General features: G+C 69.5%; 12 protein-coding genes, 1 tRNA gene and 4 pseudogenes. 9 read left to right on the plus strand and 8 right to left on the minus strand.

Annotated features, from left to right (window positions below):
- Window positions 1-143: 143 nt before the first annotated feature.
- The 6 genes and pseudogenes from E4N62_RS44205 to E4N62_RS44230 form a co-directional block, all read left to right on the plus strand.
- On the plus strand, window positions 144-1,361 hold the full coding sequence (locus tag E4N62_RS44205; protein WP_230223897.1) for a CaiB/BaiF CoA-transferase family protein: 1,218 nt from the start codon (window positions 144-146) through the stop codon (window positions 1,359-1,361).
- Window positions 1,351-2,322, plus strand: coding sequence for a CoA ester lyase (locus E4N62_RS44210; RefSeq protein WP_230223898.1), 972 nt, complete (start codon window positions 1,351-1,353; stop codon window positions 2,320-2,322). Before E4N62_RS44205 ends, E4N62_RS44210 begins: the two co-directional genes overlap by 11 nt.
- 181 nt (window positions 2,323-2,503) lie before the next feature.
- A pseudogene (locus E4N62_RS44215) lies at window positions 2,504-3,284 on the plus strand (transcriptional regulator); the annotation flags it as partial.
- A pseudogene (locus E4N62_RS44220) lies at window positions 3,284-3,857 on the plus strand (transcriptional regulator). The pseudogenes E4N62_RS44215 and E4N62_RS44220, both read left to right, overlap by 1 nt.
- A gap of 62 nt (window positions 3,858-3,919) precedes the next feature.
- Window positions 3,920-3,993, plus strand: a tRNA-Met gene (locus E4N62_RS44225).
- A 105-nt stretch (window positions 3,994-4,098) separates the two neighbouring features.
- Window positions 4,099-4,524, plus strand: a pseudogene (locus tag E4N62_RS44230) (restriction endonuclease); the annotation flags it as partial.
- A gap of 427 nt (window positions 4,525-4,951) precedes the next feature.
- On the opposite strand, the gene E4N62_RS44235 reads toward E4N62_RS44230, so the two are convergent.
- Window positions 4,952-6,013 (minus strand): zinc-binding dehydrogenase, encoded by a 1,062-nt coding sequence (locus E4N62_RS44235; RefSeq protein ID WP_230223899.1) that lies wholly within the window; start codon window positions 6,011-6,013, stop codon window positions 4,952-4,954.
- A gap of 646 nt (window positions 6,014-6,659) precedes the next feature.
- Here E4N62_RS44235 and E4N62_RS44240 point away from each other — a divergent pair.
- From E4N62_RS44240 to E4N62_RS44250, 3 genes are all read left to right on the plus strand, one after another.
- The gene (locus E4N62_RS44240; RefSeq protein ID WP_230223901.1) at window positions 6,660-7,040 is read left to right on the plus strand and encodes a hypothetical protein; all 381 of its coding nucleotides are present in this window, start codon (window positions 6,660-6,662) and stop codon (window positions 7,038-7,040) included.
- 305 nt (window positions 7,041-7,345) lie between these two features.
- Window positions 7,346-10,567, plus strand: a complete 3,222-nt coding sequence (locus E4N62_RS44245) for a cytochrome P450 (RefSeq protein WP_230223903.1) — start codon at window positions 7,346-7,348, stop codon at window positions 10,565-10,567.
- Window positions 10,568-10,779: 212 nt separating this feature from the next.
- On the plus strand, window positions 10,780-11,976 hold the full coding sequence (locus E4N62_RS44250) for an MFS transporter (RefSeq protein WP_230223905.1): 1,197 nt from the start codon (window positions 10,780-10,782) through the stop codon (window positions 11,974-11,976).
- 254 nt (window positions 11,977-12,230) lie between these two features.
- Here E4N62_RS44250 and E4N62_RS44255 read toward each other — a convergent pair whose 3' ends face one another.
- The 7 genes and pseudogenes from E4N62_RS44255 to E4N62_RS44285 form a co-directional block, all read right to left on the minus strand.
- On the minus strand, window positions 12,231-12,854 hold the full coding sequence (locus E4N62_RS44255) for a TetR/AcrR family transcriptional regulator (protein ID WP_230223907.1): 624 nt from the start codon (window positions 12,852-12,854) through the stop codon (window positions 12,231-12,233).
- 109 nt (window positions 12,855-12,963) lie between these two features.
- A pseudogene (locus tag E4N62_RS44260) lies at window positions 12,964-14,216 on the minus strand (IS256 family transposase).
- A gap of 518 nt (window positions 14,217-14,734) precedes the next feature.
- A complete protein-coding gene (locus E4N62_RS44265; RefSeq protein WP_230223909.1) occupies window positions 14,735-16,618 on the minus strand; it encodes a DNA/RNA non-specific endonuclease in 1,884 nt (627 codons plus the stop codon).
- 29 nt (window positions 16,619-16,647) lie between these two features.
- A complete protein-coding gene (locus E4N62_RS44270; protein WP_230223911.1) occupies window positions 16,648-16,944 on the minus strand; it encodes a hypothetical protein in 297 nt (98 codons plus the stop codon).
- Window positions 16,945-16,956: 12 nt separating this feature from the next.
- Complete coding sequence (locus E4N62_RS44275; RefSeq protein ID WP_230223913.1) at window positions 16,957-18,033, minus strand: M14 family metallopeptidase; 1,077 nt, start codon at window positions 18,031-18,033, stop codon at window positions 16,957-16,959.
- A 2-nt stretch (window positions 18,034-18,035) separates the two neighbouring features.
- Window positions 18,036-18,356 (minus strand): hypothetical protein, encoded by a 321-nt coding sequence (locus tag E4N62_RS44280; protein WP_230223915.1) that lies wholly within the window; start codon window positions 18,354-18,356, stop codon window positions 18,036-18,038.
- Entirely contained in the window at window positions 18,353-19,903 is a 1,551-nt protein-coding gene (locus tag E4N62_RS44285; RefSeq protein WP_230223917.1) for a S8 family serine peptidase, read from the minus strand. The genes E4N62_RS44280 and E4N62_RS44285 overlap by 4 nt, the downstream gene beginning before the upstream one ends.

A 19,903-nucleotide genomic window follows, 5' to 3' on the forward strand; every position in this document is an offset into this window, starting at 1 on the left:
GCATTGATTCATGGCCTTCTGTTGCTCGACAGGCATTTCTGCGCTCCGGCAGTCTGAAGACAACGGCGACGGCCGTGCCGCACCGACGCGGACGACGCTGTGGGGGACCCACGCGCAACGGCCATGGCAAGGGAGCTGAAGCGGTGTCGGACGACGAGCGCAACACCACCGGAAGCGGGCAGTTGCACGGCCTGAAAGTGGTCGAGTTCGCCCATGTGGTGGCCGGTCCGCTGGCGGGCTCGATGCTCGCCGACCAAGGGGCCGACGTCGTACACGTCGAGCCCCCCGGCGCCGGAGACGCGGCCCGCGCCATGGGGCCCCAACGCGACGGCGTCCCCCTGTGGTTCAAGGTCGCCGGCCGCAACAAACGCTCGGTCACCCTCGATCTGCACCACGAGGCCGGCCGGCTCCTCGCCCACCGGCTCGTCGCCTGGGCGGACGTCGTCATCGTCACCCTGCGCGCCGGACGCCTGCGCAGCTGGGAACTCGACTGGGACTCCGTGCACCGGATCAATCCCCGGGCCGTGCTGCTGCAGATCTCCGGCTTCGGCGCCACCTCGTCACAGGCGGACGCCCCCGGCTTCGGCAAGGTGGGCGAGGCACGCAGCGGAGCCGTGCACCTGACCGGCTTTCCCGACGGCCCGCCCGTGCACACCGGCTTCTCGCACGGCGACGCCGTGACCGGCCTGATGGGCGCCTACGCCGTCCTCGCCGCCCTCCACCGCCGCGACCACGACCCCGCCTTCGACGGCGAGTGGATCGACCTCGCTCTCTTCGAGTCCCTGTTCCGTCTGGTCGAATGGCAGGTCATCGTCCACGACCAGTTGGGAGCAGTACCCGAACGCTCCGGCAACCGGCTGGCGGTCGCCCCGGGGGCTGTGATCAACACCTACCGCTCCCACGACGGCGAGTGGATCACGGTGACCTCCGCGACGCTGCGATCGGTCCGCAACATCGCCCGCCTGCTGGGACTTCCCGAGGAGGAGTTCATCACGGCTCGGCAACAGTACGACCGACGCGAACAGTTGGACGAGAACCTGCGGAACTGGGTGGCGCAGCGCGTCACCGGCGAGTGTCTGCAGGAGTTCGCCCGTGCCGAAGTCGTGGCCTCGCGGGTGTTCGACGCCGCGGACATCGCCGCCGACCCCGTGTACGCCGAACGCGAAGACATCGTCACCGTCGACGACCCCGATCTCGGTCCGGTGCGCATGCAGGCGGTGATCCCGCACTTCCGGCAGCGCCCCGGGCGGGTCTGGCGGACAGGGCCCGCCCTCGGGCAGGACAACCACCTGGTCTACGGGCAGTGGCTCGGGCTCGGCGCGGACGAGCTGGCCGACCTGGAGAAGAGCCATGTCATCTGAGGAGTCCTCCACGAGCCCTGCCGAGGCGGACGCGCAAGCGGCCGGCCGGCCGCCGCTGCGCTCCCTGCTCTTCGTCCCCGGCACCAGAACCCACTGGCTGCCCAAGGCCCGGGCGGCGGGCGCCGACGCGGCCATCCTCGACCTGGAGGACGCGGTGCCCGCCGCGGACAAGCACGCCGCCCGCGCACAGGTGGCCGACGCCGTCGCACGGGCCGCCGCCACGCCGGCCGAACAGGCGGGACGGATGGCGCTGTTCGTCCGCGTCAACCCGCTGGACGGCTGGGCGGGGGCCGAGGAACTGCGCGCGGTCGTCACGCCCGGGCTCGCCGGCATCGTGCTGCCCAAGGTCCGCTGCGCCCAGGACGTGAGGCTTGCCGACCGGCTGCTCACCTGGTGCGAACAGGAACAGGGCCTGCCACCGGGACGGCTCGCCCTGGTGCCCCTGCTGGAGACGGCGCGCGGCCTGCGCGAGGCCTACGACATCGCCCGAGCCGCCACGCGCATCGCCTACCTGGGCGCTCTCACCGCCCCCGGCGGCGATGCGGAACGTGCCGTCGGCTACCGCTGGAGCCCTGAGGGAACCGAAACGGCTGCACTGCGCTCCCGGGTTCTGCTGGACGCCAGGGCAGCCGGAGTGCCGTGCCCGGTCAGCGGACTGTGGACGCGCATCGGCGACCTGCCGGGACTACGCGCCTTCGCCGAACAGAACCGCTCCCTCGGCTACGAGGGCATGATGGCGATCCATCCCTCCCATGTCCCCGTGATCAACGAGGTGTTCTCTCCCGGTTTGGCCGAACTCGCCCGCTGCGCAGAGCTGATCGCGGCCGTCGAGGCGGCACAGAGAGAAGGGACCGGCGCCGTGACGTTCCAGGGCGAGATGGTCGACGAGGCCATGGCCCGCACGGCCCGCCTTGTTCTGGAACGACACCGGGCGCAGGTTCGCGTGGCGCGTATGCCGTAGTTGTACCTTGCCGTCGAAGATCTTGCCGTCGCAGGTCGAGGTTGCAGACCTCTTCGCCGTGGGCGCGGTCGGCGTCGAAGCGGGTGTGGAGCGCTTCGCGGTCGAACCACTCGATGCGGGTCCGGTAGCGCTCGAGAGTGTGCAGGATGCTCCTCTCGGCACCGACGCGTTCTCTGCCCGCGACATCCTCAAGAAGCAGACCGCACGCGGCGCCGACCAGATCTGGGAGGCCCGCCCCAAGTGGACCCGCCACCAACTGCCGCCCGGCCGCCATGACGTGACCGCCCTCGACATCAACGGCGCCTACCTCTCCGCCCTCAAGACACACCTCCCCTGGGTGGCTCGAGCACTCCACCCACCCCACCCACGACCGCCGCCGCGCTGAGTCCACCTGATCACCCGCCCGAGTGGCCGCACCAGGCAGTGCTGCCCAACCCGCTCGGCCAGCGGGACGAACCCGGCCCCTGTGGGTCACCGAGCCCACCCTCCGCCTCCTGCTGCGCCTGTCCGGCCCGAAACACCAACTGTGCGAGCCTCCGCAGATCCACCAGTCGTACACCTCCGGCGCCACGGAGAACCTGCTGGAGAAGTTCCGCATCGCGCTCAAGGACGCCCGCGGCACAGCGATCGAACAGGGCGATACGGTGACACTGGAGTACGTGAAGGCCATGTACTCCAAGTTCGTCTCCACGATGGGGGAGTCCAACTACGACCGGGAGCTCTACCGCCCGGACTGGATGCACCTCATCCGCAGCCAGGCCTTCGTCAACCTGTGGCTCAAGGCCCTCAAGGCCCACGACGAGGGCCTGACCGTCGTCCGCGCGATGGGCACCGACGAACTCCACGTCATCGGCGACTGGCGCCGTGTCTTCGCCGAAGGCCGAGGTGTCACCGAGGTCAAGGTCAAAGACACATACACCGCCGGAACCGACGCCGGTGAGCACGCGGGCGAGGGGGGGTAGTGCCGCAGAAGAACATCGACTTCGGGAAGTTCGGCGCCCAAGGCGTCAAAGGTAGCGAAGCCGTCGCCCGCAAACTCGACGAACTCGCCGGCGGCATCGCCACCCCCGTGACCGCCCGACGCGGCTGGATGGCGCGCCTGCACTACCTGACCAAGTCGCCCCAGACCCTGAAAGCCGCACAGGACGCCGGACTCACCGTGCCCCCCCCGGACGCTGAAAGCCTGGCTGGAGGGCAAACGCCGCCCCTCCAAGACCAACCTGGAACGCATCGACCAGGTCTACCGGGCGGTGCGCCGCCACAACGTCGCCCGTTACCTCCTCAAGCGCCTCAACCGCGACGGACGCGGCACCCGGGTGGAGATCCACCCGCTCGACCAGTCCCGAGTGCCGCGGCCACTGCAGCGCGTGGTGGAGCACCGGACGATGAACGTACGCCGCTGGGACCGCATCGTCGGCTCCTGGGCGGCCGGCGACCACCAGAGCCTCGACGCAGCGTGGCAGGACACGATCGTCGACCTCGGCTCGCAGTGGGGCCAGTACGAGTACGTCACCAACGTCGGCTTCGCCGCATAGAGCCCTGCGCCGGTAGGTGGTCTTCGGTACCTGCTGTGATGGCGTACGGTGGGGGACACCGACGCGGGGTGGAGCAGCTCGGTAGCTCGCTGGGCTCATAACCCAGAGGTCGCAGGTTCAAATCCTGTCCCCGCTACTGCCGAAGAGGGCCCGGATCAACACGATCCGGGCCCTCTCACCTTTCCTGGACGATCCCACCCCCAGATTCGGCCGGGCGCCGCCAGCCTGGAAAGTCATGCGCGAGGTACGGGCCCGGAAGGTGCGGGCCCAGACGCTGGCCCGGCTGCGGATCACGCTCGCACAGCTCGACGCCATGGACGACCGGGCCTTCGAGTTCGCGCTGCGTGACCTGCTCCTCCGGGACGGCTGGAACGCGCGACAGGTCGGCCGACAAGGAGACCAGGCCGCAGACGTCATCGGCGAGGACCGCCAACGCGGCAGAATCGTCCTGCAGGCCAAGCACACCACCGTCGCCGGCAAGGTCGGCTCATCAGTGATGTACCAGGTCAAAGGCACCGCAGGCCCCGCGCACGGAGCCGACACCGCAGTCGTGGTCACCAACGGCTCCTTCACCCGGGACGCCAGAGCATGGGGCGAACGCCACCAGGTGCACTGGGTCGACCGGGACCGGCTGCGCCGGTGGGCCGAACATGGCACGCCCCTGTAAGACCTTCTGCGGCTGCCCGCGGCTCGCAAGACGCCCCTGCGCAGGGCCGCATGAAGAAGCGCGCGCGTTCGCGGATTCTTGCGGGGCGAACCGCTGAACCCGTTCCTGTCTCCTGGTTGGGGACAGGAGCAGGGGCGTGTTCGTCCGTGCCTGCGGGGGATGAGGGCTCGTACGCGCCGGACTCTTCGGGGGCCGTATCGTCTTTTTTTGCTCGGCCTGTGACTCTCGACTCTCCTGGTCGACGTCGGTGTGCCGGCCTGACACCATCCGGGCACTCGGTGGGGGAACGGGCACAGGCTCATTCCTCTCCTGCGGCTCATCCGTGTAGCCATCGGACGGCGGTGAGTACTGGGTACGTGGAGCTCTGGGCACCACCGACCCTGTGCTCCGATCGTCCGGGCCCCCGCTCGGCACGTAGGGCAGAGGCTCAAGGGGTGAGCACGAACCGGATCGGGTCGCCGATCTTCTTCTCCAGCCGGCTGACGGCGTCGGCGGCTTCGGCCAGCGGGATGTGGGCGGTGATGGAGGGGGCCAGGTCGAGCCGGCCGGTGGAAGCCAGGCCGATGAGCTGGGTCACGTGTTCAGGTCCGGAGCCGTAGTGGCCACGGATCTGGTTGCCGCGGAAGCAGAACTCTGTGCTGTCGGTGACGGTGAGGGGCTTGGGGGTGAGTCCAGCCAGTACCAGCACCCCGCCGGGGCCCAGGACGGCCGCGGCCTGCTCACGGACCACGGGGACGCCGGCGAAGTCGAAGGCGGCGTCCAGGCCACGGCCACCAGTGGCGAGGTCCACGGCAGCGGCGAAGTCCGCCGCGGCAGGGTCGAGCGCGAAGTCGGCGCCGAAGGCGAGGGCGCGCTCGCGGGCCTTCGGCAGCGGGTCGATGGCGATGACGGGGGTCGCCCCGGCCAGGCGGGCGAGCCGGATGCCGTGCGCGCCCAGGCCGCCCGCACCCCAGATGCCGACGGCCTGCGCCGGGCGGACAGCACCCGTCCCGACAATCGCGGCGTAGGGGGTGGAGACCGCGTCGGGGATGATCGCGGCCTGGTCGAACGGCAAGTGGTCGGGGATCGGGGCGAGCGTGTCCTCGCGGGCGATCGCGTACTCGGCCCAGCCGCCGTCGTAGTCGACTCCACGGGTCAGCGGCATCCGGCACGATGAGCGCCGCATGCAGTCGTCGCACTGGCCGCACGCCTGCCCGGCCTGCAGAGCGACACGCATGCCGGGGGCCCAATCCCCCATCAGGTCCGGGCCGAGGGTGTGGACAACGCCCGCGACCTCGTGCCCGAGGGTGACCGCACGCGAGCGGACCACCTCGTCGACAGGGAAGGACGAGCTGAGGCTGCCGTCGATCAGGTGGACGTCGGACAAACAGACTCCGGCGGCCCTGACCTCGACCAGCACCTCTCCAGGGCCGGGAACGGGGATGGCCACCTCCTCCACTGCAAACGTCTGAGTGTCCAGGTGGAGACGTCCGGCGAGCATGGTGTGCATGGTGTGACCTCGATTTCTTGGATGTCTATGGGCAGGGCCGCGAGGTCGCCATGACCCCGGTAACGCACTGGGGAAGGCAGGCCTCGGTGATCACGGGTCTGCCTTTGTGCCCGCAGGACGTGGCGGCATGAAGCCAACATACATCCGACATTGTCATTCGACAATGTCCTTTGATTAAGTTGGTCGACTCGCTTGCGTGAACGCTTCCCCTTCCCGGCAGGCCGGAGGGTCACCGGCGAGCCGCCGGACGTCGGCATCCAGTGAGGCGACCACCTGCGTCCGCGCCTCCCCGATGCCGGGGAGGCCGATCGGCTCTCGCGCCGACGGCCCTGTCGGCGCACGCCTGCCCTCAGGCGCGATAGAGCCCCGTACCGTCCCGGGGAGTTGGCCGGCTGTCCTGCGTCACCGCCTCACCGCCTGGGTCACCACACCCCACCTGCGCCGAAAGTGGGCACCAGCCGCCTGGCTCGTGCTGCTTGCTGCCGGCGTCACCGGCCGAGCCGATATGTCCCGGACGCCGGCGGGCCAGGCTCCGGCGGCGGGGACACCGGCACCACATACTCGGTGCCCGTCGAACTGGTCGTGGCCTGCGGGCGGCCGTTCAGCGGCATGACCCATCGCGATCGTCAGTACGGGTTCAGGGCGAGTGGGACCGCACGACACCCGCCCCACGGCGGTGTTCAGCCTGCGACCGCCGCGCCCCACCCACTTCGCCGGCGTGCCGGCCGCTCGCGCTCAGGCGGCTGCCGCGCTGGGGGCCGGCGGAATCCTGGTTCTCGCAGGGCTCACTCCGGAGTCGATCGTCGTCCATGACGGCACCGGGTTCAGTTTCCGGGGCAACCGGATCCGCGGCCACCACGGCTCCGGGTTCGAGTACGTGGAACAGCTCATCGGCCTGGCCTGCGCCGGACGGATCGATCTGGCCCCGTCCATCACCGCCCACATCCCGCCGGCCGAGGCCGCCGACGCCGTCACCCGGCTGGAGAAGAAGACCGGCGGCCCGATCCGGTCCGTGCTCACCTCCTGATGCCCGCTGACGCCGGCCCAGGGCCACGGTTCGATCGAACGGGTCCGGACGTCGACGTGGTCCGGCAAAGGTCTGAGAAGGCCCTCCGGCGACGGCGGAGTCGTGGGAGGGGCTTCGTGCCCTGTGGCGGTCCGGTGGGTGGAGAGGCGTTTCCCGCGGCCTTGGTCCGGCCTGACGTTTCAAGGCCTCCGAACGTTCCCTCAGTCGACTGTGTCAGATGCAACAATCGAGCGACATTGTCGGACGACAATGTCGCGCGTATGGTTCTGCCCAGCGACAGCCTGTGCGGAACGAAAGGCAAGCTCATGACTCACGAGACCCTGCGCGGAACCGAACCGATTCCCCAGCGTCCCGCCCTGCCCCTGGTCGGCCACGCGTTCGACATCCCCAGCGGCGCCGACGGCCTGCTCTATGTGATGAAGGAGGCCAAGGAGCTGGGGCCGCTGTTCAAGCTCCGTGTCTTCGGCAACGAGATCAACTTCGCCTCGGGCCTCGACCTGGTCACCGAGCTGGCGGACGAGAGCCGGTTCCGCAAGAACGTCCACCCCGACCTGGTGATCCTCCGGGGGATCGGTGGCGACGGGCTCTTCACCGCCTTCAACGACGAGCCCAACTGGCGCAAGGCGCACGACGTCCTGATGCCGGCGTTCTCGCTCGGCGCGATGCGCGGCTACCACGCGACGATGCTCCAGGTCGCCCGCGAGCTCATCGGGAAGTGGGACCAGGCCGCCGGCGCGGAGGCTGTGAACGTCGCCGACGACATGACCCGGCTGACCCTCGACACGATCGGCCTGTGCGGCTTCGGCTACGACTTCGAGTCCTTCAACCGCGACGAGCCGCACCCCTTCATCACCGCCCTGTCGCGGGCGCTCGCCTTCGCCCAGGACAAGGGGGAGTCCATTCCCGGCGCGGAGTTGTTCAAGTGGAAGCAGGCGGAGCAGTTCCGCGAGGACGTGGCCTTGATGGAGGGCCTGGTCGACGATGTGATCCGGCAGCGCCGGGCGTCCGGCGACACCAGCACCGACGACCTGCTCGGGCGGATGCTGCACACCCGTGACGCGGTGACGGGCGAGCCCCTGGACGACGTCAACATCCGCTACCAGGCGATCACGTTCCTCATCGCCGGCCACGAGACCACCAGTGGCGCCCTGTCCTTCGCCCTCTACTACCTGACCAAGCACCCCGAGGTCCTGGCCCGCGCCCAGGCCGAGGTCGACGCCCTGTGGGGCGACTCGGACACCCCCGAGCCCGACTACGGGGACATCGGCAAGCTGACGTACATCCGCCAGGTGCTCAACGAGAGCCTGCGGCTGTGGCCGACGGCACCCGCCTTCGCGGTGGAGCCGATCGAGAACACGGTCATCGGCGGGAAGTACGCCGTGCGCAAGGGCGAGTCGATCCAGATCCTCATCCCGCAGCTGCACCGCGACCCCGCCTGGGGCGAGAACGTCGAGCTGTTCGACCCCGACCGGTTCCTGCCCGAGCGGGAGGAGCAGCGGCCCGTCCACCTGTTCAAGCCCTTCGGCAACGGCGAACGCGCCTGCATCGGACGCCAGTTCGCGCTGCACGAGGCCACCCTGGTCCTCGCGCTGGTCATCCACCGCTACCGCCTGATCGACCACACCAACTACCAGCTGAAGATCAAGCAGTCGCTCACCCTCAAGCCCGACGAGTTCACCCTGAACCTGGCCCGGCGCACCAGCGGGGAACGGCGCCTGCCCGCCGCCGCGGCCCTCGCCGCGGGCAACGCCCCCGCCGGTCAGGACCGGCCCGCCGTCCGGCGTGCCACCGGAACCGCGCTGACCCTGCTGCACGGCTCCAACCTGGGCACCTGCGCGGGCATCGCCAGCGACCTCGCCGAGGACGGCGACGAGCGCGGGTTCACCCCGTCTGTTGCGTCCCTCGACGACGCCGTGGGCAAGCTTTCCGCGGGGGGCGGGCCGGTGGTGATCGTGGCGGCCTCCTACAACGGCCGCCCCACCGACGACGCCACGGAGTTCGTCGCCTGGCTGGAGGGGCTGGAGCCCGGTGCGCTCGACGGCCTGCAGTACGCCGTACTCGGTGTCGGCGACCGCAACTGGGCCGCCACCTACCAGCGTGTCCCCACCCTCATCGACGAGCGGCTTGCCGCCGCGGGCGCCACCTCACTGCTGGAGCGCGGCGCCGCGGACGCCGCCGGTGACTTCGCCGGCACCGTCGACCGCTGGACCGGCGAGTTGTGGACCGCCCTGCTGGAGCAGTACGGGACCGCCGCAGACATACAGGAGACCGAGCCGGCCGCCGACCAGGAGACGGGCCTGTACGAGCTTCAGGACACCACCGACTCGGTCATCGGCGGGCTCGCGGCACGCCACGGCGTGCAGCCGATGGAGGTCCTCGACGCCTACGAACTGGTCGACATGGAGCATGAGCTGGGCCGCTCCAAGCGCTTCCTCAGGCTGCGGCTGCCCGAGGGCGTCACCTACCGCACCGGAGACCACATCGCCGTCCTGCCGAGCAACCCGCACGACCTCGTCCAGCGGGTGGCCGACCGCTTCGGCCTCGACCTGGACCGCACCGTACGGCTGCGTGCCCGCCGCCGCAGCCGGAGCGCCCTGCCCGTCGACCGGCCGCTGAGCCTGCGCCGCCTGCTCACCGACTTCGTCGAACTCCAGGACCCCGCCACCCAGGAGCAGGTCGCCGTGCTCGCCGAGCACACCGCCTGCCCGCCCGAGAAGCGCCCCCTGGCCGAACTCGCCGCGGCCGACGCGGACACCTTCCACGCGCAGGTCACCGCCGCCGGACACAGCCTCCTGGACCTGCTGGAGCGCTACCGCGCCTGCGAGCTGCCGTTCGAGGTCTTCCTGGAGCTGCTGCCCGTGCTGCGCCCGCGCCACTACTCGATCTCCTCCTCCGCCGCGGCCTCTCCCGGCGAGGTCGACCTGATGGTCTCGCTGCTTGCCGCGCCCCACCGCCGCGGTGAGGGCATCTTCCGCGGCATCGGCTCGCACTACCTGCAGACCGTGCACGCGGGCGACACCGTCCAGGCCCGGGTGCTGCCCTGCAGTGAGGCCTTCCGCCTGCCGCAGGACGAGTCGGTGCCGGTGATCCTGGTCAGCGCGGGCACCGGCCTTGCTCCCTTCCGCGGCGCGGTCCTCGACCGTCACCACACCCGGTCGACCGGCACCCTGCTGTGCTACTTCGGCTGCGACCACCCCGACGTCGACTACCTCCACCGCGCGGAGTTCGAGACGGCCGAGGCCGCCGGAGCCGTCAGCCTGCGGCCCACCTTCTCCTGCGCCCCCGAGGACGGTGCCCGCTTCGTCCAGGACCGCATCGCCCAGGAGAGCGACGAGGTCTGGGCGGTGCTGGAGGCCGGCGGACGCGTCTACATCTGCGGCGACGGCCGCCGCATGGCCCCGGCGGTGCGGGAGGCGTTCATGGCGATCTACCGCGACCGCACGGGCAGCGGTGATGACGAGGCGGGCGCCTGGCTGAGCGCCCTGATCGAGTCCGGCACCTACGTCGAGGACGTCTGGGCCGGCTGACCACCCGGTGTGCGGTGGCCCACGCCACCGCACACCCCGCCGACCCCGCTGACCGACAGGGCCACGGACACCCACTCCCCACGTCCGTGGCCCTGTCTCCTTCGCAACGTCTCCCGCCCCTCCTGAACTCGTGAGGCCCTCATGCTTGTCGCACACTCGGCACCCCGCCGGGGAACGGTCGCAGTCCCCAACTCCCCGCAGAGGAGCGGCCGGTGAACGCGCGCAGCGGCTCCGCCCTGACCTTCGGCGTGGCGGTCGCCCTCATCGCCGGAGTCACCCTCGGCAACGGCGGAGCGAACGTGATGCCCGTCTTCGTCGACGACTTCGCCTCACGCTTCGCGCTGTCGGACTCCGCCGCCGGACTCGTCGCCGCGACCCAGCTGATGGCGACCGCCATCGTCACCCTGCTGCTGGCCAAGCGGGCCGCACGACCGGGGCGGGTGCTGATGACGCGCTTCGGTCTGGCGCTCGCGGGAGCCGGCTTCCTGGGAGCGACGGCGGCCACCGGCCCGGTGACCCTGGTCCTGGCCAACCTGGTCATCGGCGCGGGGCTCGGCACGGTCTACGCAGCGGCCACGGCCGCGCTCGCCGCCACCGACGACGCCGACAAGGCCTCCGCCGTCACCATCTGCGGCGTGGTCGGCGTGACCGCACTGCTGATCATGGGCGTCCCCGCGGCCAACCACGACCTGGGGGAGGGCACCGGCTTCCTCCTCATGGCGCTGTGCTGCCTGCTCGCCTGGCCGCTGCTGCGCCGACTCCCCGACGGCCCCGCCGGTCCCACGGCACCGGGCACAGCCTCCGCCGGTACGCGAGGGGCGGCCCCGGCGAGACCGTCGGCCGTGCTGCTCGCCGGCACCGGGCTCCTGTGGGCCGTCACCCAGGGCGCGTGGTCGTACGCCTCGGTCCTGGGCCGCCAGCACACCGGCATGTCGCACTCCGCCGTGTCGGCCGTCCTCGCGATCTCCAGCGTGGTGGCACTCGTCGGCGCCGCGGTGGGACCCATCGCCGCGCGGCACTTCGGACGCATGCGGTCGATGGCCGTCTTCGTCGCGGCGCAGGCCCTCGCGATGGCGGTCCTGATCGTCACCCACGACCCCGTGCTCTTCACCGTCGCGGCCGTCCTCTGGCAGGCCTGCCAACTGGCCGTCCTGGTGCAGATGCTCGCCGCCGCGGCACTCATCGACCCGACCGGCCGCCTGGTCGCCTCCCTCAGCGGCGCGGGCGCGCTGGGCACCGGTGTCGGACCGTTGGCCGTCGGCGCCATTCTCGACGGTGCCGGGGCCGGCGTACTGAGTCCCGTCCTGGCGATCGGCACCTTCCTCGCCTCGCTGCCCCTGCTGAGGATGACGGTGGCCAGTGGCGAGGCCACCAACGAACCGCAGCCCAGGCGCGTGCCGACGGTCTGAAGACACCGTCCCGACCTCGCGGAACGGCCGCTGCCCCTGACCGATGTCAGGGGCAGCGGCTGCCTGGGCGCTCAGGACCGGTTGCCTTGGCCACGGGGCGCAGACGCTGCTCCGGCGAAGAGATGACGCCGCCGGACCGGAGGTCTACGACCGGCCCCGCACCGCGGATCCTGGCACCTTCCGGCCGGCCGACGTCCGCGGCTCATCGCCGGGTAACCGCGACAAGGGCGAGGCCGGCCCGTTCCGCCCTGCTGTCAGCTCTTCGGCAGGGGCACGAGCTCCATTCGGCCTCCGGCGAGAGCGACGACAGCGGAGACCAGGGCCTGCAGACAGGTGAGCTCGGCCTCCTCGTCGGGCAGTGAGAGATGCTGCACCGAGAGGCCGTCGAAGCCGGCCAGGAAGAACCGGGCGAGGGTCTCCGCCGGCTGGGCGAGCCGGTGACCGGTGCGCTCGGCCGCCTCGGTCACCAGCTTCGTCGTCACGGCCGTCACCTCGCGGTAGTGGCCATCGAGGGCCTCCTGCAGCCGTGGTGTCCGGAGCGCGAGCATGGACAGTTCGGTGAGCAGCTGGTGGGTGGTCGGCTGCTCGCGCAGGGTCTGCCACAGGGCGGCGGCGAGTGCCGCGACCGTCTCCTCGAAGCCGGCGTCCGCGGGCGCCGCCCGTTCGACCTGTGCGATCAGATCATGGGTGAGCTGCTCCATGACGGCCCGGTACAGGTCTTCCTTGGTGCCGAAGGTGTAGTGCACCGTTGCCTGGGCCACGCCCAGCTCGGCGGCGATGGCACGGGTGCTTCCGGCAGCCACGCCCTCCCTCGTCATGAGGGCGATGGCGGCCTTGATCAGCTGAGGACGGCGCTCTGCCGCGGAAACGTGAGCCATGAAGACATAATAGCGACTCAGTCCAGTGAATGAATCGTTCGATCAGGTCACGATTTCCGAACCGAAGGCCGGGGTCTGAAGGCTTCCGTGGAACTCGGTTTGGTGGTGGTCAGTCGCGGGCTGCGGTGAGGCGGCCGTCGAAGGCGATGTCGAAGGCGTTCAGGGCGGGCTTCCAGCGGCGGCCCCAGCGTTGGCGGCCCTTGCCGGAGGGGTCCAGGCTCATGACGGCGAGGTAGACGCACTTGAGAGCTGCTGCGTCGGTGGGGAAGTGTCCGCGGGCTCGGACGGCCTTGCGGATCCGGGCGTTGACGCTCTCGATCGCGTTGGTCGTGGAGATGATCTTGCGGATCTCGACGTCGAACTGGAGGAAGGGGACGAACTCGGCCCAGGCGTTCTCCCACAGGCGCACGATGCCTGGGTACTTCGTCCCCCATTTCTCGCTGAACTGCAAGAACTGTGTCGTGGCCGCGTCCTCGGTCGGCGCGGTGTAGACGGGCTTGAGGTCGGCGGCGATCTTCGCCCAGTCCTGCCGGCCCGCGTAGGAGAACGAGTTCCGCAGGAGGTGAACCACGCAGGTCTGGACCACAGTGCGGGGCCACACGTTGTTCACCGCGTCCGGCAGTCCGGACAGGCCGTCGCAGACGAGCATCAGCACATCGCGGGTGCCGCGGTTCTTGATCTCGGTGAGGACCTGCTGCCAGTACTTCGCCCCCTCGCCGCCGTCGCCGATCCACAGTCCGAGGATGTCGCGCTGCCCGTCCGCGGTGACCGCCAGGGCGATGCAGACCGGCCGGTTGGCGACCTGCCCGTCGCGGACCCTTGACGTTCACGGCATCGATGAACACCACGGGATAGACCGGGTCGAGCGGGGCGGCTCTGCCATTCCGCCATGTCGGCCATCACGCTGTCGGTGATCGTGGAGATCGTCGTCCTCGACGCCTCGATGCCGTAGATCACCCGCAGGTGAGCGCTGATCTCACCATGGGTGAGGCCCTTCGCGGACAGCGACAGGACGATCTCGTCGATCCCGCCCAGCCTGCGCTGACGCTTCTTCACGATCTGCGGCTCGAAGCTGCCCGCCCGGTCCCGGGGGGCCGCGATGCGGACCGGGCCGGAATCGGTGTTCACGGTCTTCTCGCCGTGTCCGTTGCGGTAGTTCTTCCTGCCGCCCTCGGCCCGCTCGCCCTTCTCATGGCCCAGGTGAGCGGTGAGTTCGCCCTCCAGGGCCGATTCCAGGAACACCTTCGTCAGCTGTTGCAGCAGACCGCCCTCGCCGGTCAGCTCCAGCCCCTGCGAACGGACCTGCTCCATCAGCCGGCCCACCAGCTCCATGTCCAGTCCGGCCGCTGCCGCCTCCGGCATCAACTCTCCCAGTAGGAACGGGAGTTACACGGCTCACCGTACAGACCCGGGGCACGGAACGAGATCTCAAACGCGGTCTGTGAAAGGCCATGGGGCAAGGAATGATGGCCTCCGGGGTCGGCAACGTGTCGGTCGATCACGGCATGGCACAGGCCGGCGTCGTCGGTGAACGCGCGGCGTAGGTGTGGCCAGCTTCCAGGAAGTCGGGCGAGGGAGGACATGAGGAGCCACGCCGCGGTGATCCAACGCTCAGGATCCGCCGGGGAGGGCCCGGCTGCCACGGTGTCCTCCACCTGGTCCCAGGCAGCGTCGTCCTCCAGATGGACGAGGGTCGCCACCTCGGCTACGTGCAGACCAAGGCCGGCTTCACGGTGAAGCCCGGCCTACCGGGCCTGGTGGGCGATGCCGTTGTCCAGCTCTACGCGGAGGGCACGGCCTGACTGGCCGGCTCCGAGCGCCTCGGAGCCCCGGGGTGAACCGGCCCGGCTGAAGTTCCGGGCGCCCCGCGCCAGGGCGTCCTACTGCCACTGAATGTCGGCAAGGGACTCCAACGGTGCTCGCTCTGCCACTGATTCGGGCACGGACAGGGTGTCCGCCGTGCGCAGCGCGGTGGGGAAGCGAAGGTGGCAGCGTTCTTCGATCTCGCTCAGGCTGACCTGGAAGACGCGGAACTCGTCGAGTTCCAGGGCTTCGAACTGGTTGAGGTTCTGTGTGAGGAGAAAGGCTTTGGCCTTGAGGCGGCCGTTCTCGGAGAATGCGATGACTTTCCAGTACTGACGGGGTATGCGTACGTCGCGGAAGCTGCGGTCGTCGTCCTGGAGCACCGGCCCCCCGAAGGCGCTGACCTTCAGATCGTCGACCTCGGCATCGGCGAAGACGGCCTCCTCGATCCGGCCCCACACTCCGCCTCTGCTGCTCTGGTTGAAGTCGTCCATCTGAGGGGTGATGTTGGTGTAGATGAACGAGTCCAGGTTGGCCCTCGTGGCCTCGGCCGGGCTCCCCCAGAGCAGGTCGGCTCGGCGGGCGATGTGCCCGCGGTCCAGCCGGTTGGCCTCGTACAGTTCGTTGCCGACCTGGGCGGCGTCGTCGATGCGTGAGTCCTTGACGAACTTGATGCCGGTACGGCTGAGTCGCTTGAGTGTGGCGCCGTCGATGTTCCAGGCCACCCAACGGGCGAAGCACCGCGACCTGCTCAGGGCCAGGGAGAAGTGTGTGTAAGGGATGACCTCGGAGCTGTCGAGCAGGACCGCGTCGCCCTTGATGGCCGCGTTGAGCTTCGGGACGTCGATCCGCTGTGTCAGGAAGTCGGGATCGTATCCCTTGACGAGCTCGGCTTCCTCGACCGACGGGGGCCGCAGACTGATGTGGAGCTTCTCGAAGACCGAGTTCGGCAGACAGGCCAGCGCGTGCTCGTCCGGGCTGTCGCCGGTCTCGCCGCCGAAGTGGAGACCGGCCAGGACCTTGCTGGGTCGGCCGTTCGCGGTCTTGAACAGCCAGACGGAGCCCGAATCGCCGCCTCGGCTGACCTCGTCGTCGGCGGGCGGGTTGTCGGGGTCGATGCCGATCTCGAAGCAGCCGATGGTCTGCTCGCCGACGCCCTCTCCGTAGTCGATCTTGGCGAGGGTGTCGATGCGCCGTACGACTCCGTGTGTGATGCCCGTTGTGCGGCCGCTCTTGATGACCTTGTCGCCGAGTTCGGGCTCGCCCAGTTCCTCCGGTGCGACGCCGATCTCGAAGATGTCCCTGTCGAACTGGCGGCCCTCGATCGTCGCTACCGCGCAGTCCCCCGCCACACCGAGGTGGGAGCGTTTCAGGATGCCGAGGCGGTTGAGGGTGGTGCGGTTGTCGTCGTGCGGGCCGGGCTGCACGACGGTCTCGCCGAGTTCGCCCTCCGGGCCGTGCAGCACATGCCAGTTGCTGAGGGCGTAGGGGGTCGCGTCGTTCTTGTCGAAGACTATGCAGCCGACAGTCCCGGCCGATACGTCGACGTGCCCGATGCTCGTCCCGGGCATGATCGGGTCGAGGCGTCGCTTGCGGATCGGCCCCTCCGCCTCGGCGACGACACGGAACTGTGTCGTAAAGCTGCGCTCGATCACGTCAGTGGGCACCTCGACGCCACCCACCTCGATCGTGCCTGGGAGCACAGTGGTTCCCAGGGCCTCCAGTGTTTCGGGCTGGGAGGTCTTCACGCCCACCGTGAACTGGAGCGTGAGTTCCTTGACCGTCTCTCCCTCCTTTTGCCGGTAGCCGATGCCGATGGAGGTCACGTTCGGATCGGTGAGGTAGCTCTGCCCCTTGGTACGGACGAACTGCCGGATTGAGGCGACACGTTCGGCCTGCTCGGAGGCGGGCTTCGCTGCTGTGGGCTTCTTCTTGGCGACCACGATGGGAAGTCCCTTCACGGAGGCGGATGCCGGCGGCTGCCGACACGTCATTGGTGGTCGTCGAACAGAACCGCGTTGACGATGTGCGCCCGCACATCGTTCCTGATGCGCTCGGCGAGTCCGGAGTCGGTCGAGTAGGCGCTCACGGTCATCCACAGGTTTCCCGATTGAGGGACGCAGACCACTGTGGCGATCACGCTGCTGTTCCCGCCTATCACCTGGTAGTTGTTGTCGGCCGACTGGTCCCAGATCGTGAAACCCTGCTGCCTCATGGCCGACTCCGCGAAGCGCAAGCCGGTCTTGAGACTCGCCTGCTTGGTGAACGTGCCCCAGTGCGCATGCATGAGGATCTCCTTTCAGAAAGCCGTTTCGGGAGCGTTCAGCGCGAGCGCCAGCAATGCGGCCGAGACCTCGCGCATCACCTGTTCCGCCTCGCTGAACGCCGGTTGGAACTTGTCGCCGCACTCGATGGTGTAGGCGAACACCTTGGTGGCGGCCGGGTCGATGAGGTGCCGGCTGTACGCGTAGTCGTCGATCGTCCCCGAGGTGGGGTAGAGCCCGTACGCCGCCTCGACCCCGTAATCGACTCCGCGCACCCCACGTACCGCGTCGTTCATCCGCTCCGCCAGGCCGACTGCGATCTCCAGGTCCCGTTCGGGGATGAACTCGCCGATGCCGTCGTCCGGTCGCCCTCGAACCGCGTCGAGATCGATGTTGCGGAAGTTGTCGGTCGGGGTGGTGGACTGGTTCTGGTCGGATCCCCAGTTGTGCAGGATCACGGGGACCGCGCTGTGGACGTCGGCCAGCCACTGGATCCGGGGGTGGGTGTCGAGAGCCCAGACCACGTTGCGGGTCTCGGGCTCCGACGCGGCGGCCGGGCCTCGGTAGACCTGCGCATGGCACGGTGCGCTCGATGTGTGGACGTCCGCGTCCGGAGCGAACTTCGAGGTGTGATCCCACAGGAAGTCGAAGTTCCGGTTCAGGTCCACGCCCACGCACGAGGGTCTCGTGGACCCGGCGGGTGCCGGCCGGCGGTTCTTGCGCCACATCGCGGACGTGGTTTGGCTGAAGGCCCGGCCGTCGGGGTTGACGCACGGGAAGAAGAACAGATTGAGGTTCTCGACGACCTGTGCGACCTGAGCCGCCGTGAACGTCGACGCCCCGTACCCGAGCCCCGTGGCCAGATCGTGTGCCTCCAGTAGATCTGCCGCCAAAGAGATCAGCGCGTCGGGCGGGATCCACTCCCGGGCGTGGATCCCGCCCAGCAGCAGAATCCCGGGGACTTCGTCGGTCTGGCGTGTCCCGACCCGCAACAGCCGTGTCGTCCGGCCCTCGTGGGTGGGATGGGGAGGAGTGATGACCTTTGAGGCGTCGGGGAAGGAGTCGTGCAGAGCGGTGATCGCCGATTCGATCTCGGCCACGTTGAGGTACACGGTCACTCCTTCCGGCCGAGGCCGTGGGGGACGGCGTCCCGGTGCGCGAAGCGGTCGCCGCCGCCGACCTCCTCCTTCTGGCCGCGCCAGTTCTCCGTGACGTTCTCGATCTCGGTGATGTCCACCAAGGGTGCCGATCTAGCTGCTCTGGCCTGGTCGAGCTGCTCCTGGCGGAAGTAGAGGTCCAGTCCGACGCCTGCCCGGGTGTCACGCGCGACGGCGCGGCAGCCGACATCGGGCTGTGTCTCGTGGAGGAACTCCCTGAGCGCTTCGGTGTTCTCGGCGACGACGTGACAGCGGAAGACGTCCTGTTTCTCGCTCATGGCCGCATCCCGTCGGCGAGGGCGACGGCCCGGGACGCGTTCACCCGGCCGAAGCCGTAGTCGTCGTTGTGTCCGGCGGCGTCGTACCGGACCTCCGGTCCGCCGATCTTGTCGGCCGACTCGTGCATCACCTCACGCAGTTGGTCTCTCTTGAGGTCGGGGTTCACCGACAGTGCCAGTGCGGCGCACCCGGCCGCGCAGGGAGCGGCGAAGCTGGTGCCGGTGCTGGTGCCGTAACCGCCCCCGGACTTGGTGCTGAAGACCTTCACACCGGGCGCGATCAGTTCGACCTCCGGGCCCCGTGCCGCGTTGTCCTCCCGATCCTTGTTGTTCGAGCGCACCACGGCGATCACATCCGGATGGGAGACCACTTCGTCCTTGGTGACGTCGACGTTCCTGCCGTTGCTCGCCGCCCAGAAGATCGCCAGCCCTTTGCCCTGGCGGCCGTTGGTGGCGGCGAATTCGAGAGCGAGTTCCAAGGTGCCGGTCAGATCCCAGTCGGCGCTGTTCGGGCCCAGACTGCTGACCAGGATGTCCGCCCCACTGCCAGGCGCGGCCCCAGGGACCTCCGTGGAGGGGACGGCCGCGTATGCCACGGCGCGGGCGAGTGTCGTCTGCGTACCGACCTGGTCCTTGAGGCACGCCAGAAGCGCCAGGCTGCACTCAGGCGCCGCGCCCGTACCGCCCGCACCGTTGTTGAGCCGGGCACCGACCATGCCGGCGCAGAAGGTGCCGTGGTTGCTGTCAGGCATCCCCGCGGTGCCCTGGACGAGGACCGCACCTCCCACGTCGTCGAAGAATCCCGACATCGGGTCCAACCCGGAGGCGAGGTCCGGGTGTTCCGTGTCGAAGCCGTTGTCGATAACGGCGACGCGCATCCCGGTCCCGAAGGTACGGTCCCACGCCGACTCGATATGGACGTCGGCGTCCGGGGTGCCACCGCCCGTGCCGGCGTTCCTCCACTGCCACTGCTCGGGGTACCGGGCACCAGTGGGCCTGAACCGGGCCGGGACGTGCTCGACGAGTGACGGCTCGGCGAAGACGAAGTGGTCGTTGTCGTGGAGTTCGACGGAGGCCGCGAGGGCGTCCCGCGACGCTGAGGCGCGCACCTCATAGAGGTGCTTCGCGAAGTCGAGTCTGATGACCACGGTCAGACCCAGCGACTCGAGTTCGCGCTCGACCTCCTCCTCCGAGAGTGTCGGCCGCAGCTGGACGGTCAGCTCGTCGGTCGCGATACCGATCCTGCCGTTGGGGCGCCGGATGACCTGTCCGGCGGCCTCCGTCCCGGGGATCGCCTCACCCGCGGTGAACGCTTCGCGGGTCCGCTGGTTCGGTCGGACGAACACCCAGTTCGCGCGGGCGAAGGCCTCGCTCGTCTCGTCGTCGACGCCTGCCTCGCGTACCTGCTCGCGGGCGCTACTCCCCAGTTCCGCCTCGATCTCGGCGGCTTCTGTGCCGACGGCCGCCCTGCCCATTCTTACCGCGACCACATCGTCGATCTGTTCAGCCTCGACGAGGTGACCACGCTGGTAGTAGTGACGTGACAT

This window comes from Streptomyces sp. MNU76, assembly GCF_020982545.1.
Taxonomy (GTDB): Bacteria; Actinomycetota; Actinomycetes; order Streptomycetales; family Streptomycetaceae; genus Streptomyces.

Coding starts and splice junctions, on each gene's coding strand:
- E4N62_RS44210 (WP_230223898.1), top strand. CDS start 1,351: ATGTCATCTGAGGAGTCCTCCACGAGCCCTGCCGAGGCGGACGCGCAA.
- E4N62_RS44235 (WP_230223899.1), bottom strand. CDS start 6,013: ATGCACACCATGCTCGCCGGACGTCTCCACCTGGACACTCAGACGTTT.
- E4N62_RS44245 (WP_230223903.1), top strand. CDS start 7,346: ATGACTCACGAGACCCTGCGCGGAACCGAACCGATTCCCCAGCGTCCC.
- E4N62_RS44255 (WP_230223907.1), bottom strand. CDS start 12,854: ATGGCTCACGTTTCCGCGGCAGAGCGCCGTCCTCAGCTGATCAAGGCC.
- E4N62_RS44270 (WP_230223911.1), bottom strand. CDS start 16,944: ATGCATGCGCACTGGGGCACGTTCACCAAGCAGGCGAGTCTCAAGACC.
- E4N62_RS44280 (WP_230223915.1), bottom strand. CDS start 18,356: ATGAGCGAGAAACAGGACGTCTTCCGCTGTCACGTCGTCGCCGAGAAC.
- E4N62_RS44285 (WP_230223917.1), bottom strand. CDS start 19,903: ATGTCACGTCACTACTACCAGCGTGGTCACCTCGTCGAGGCTGAACAG.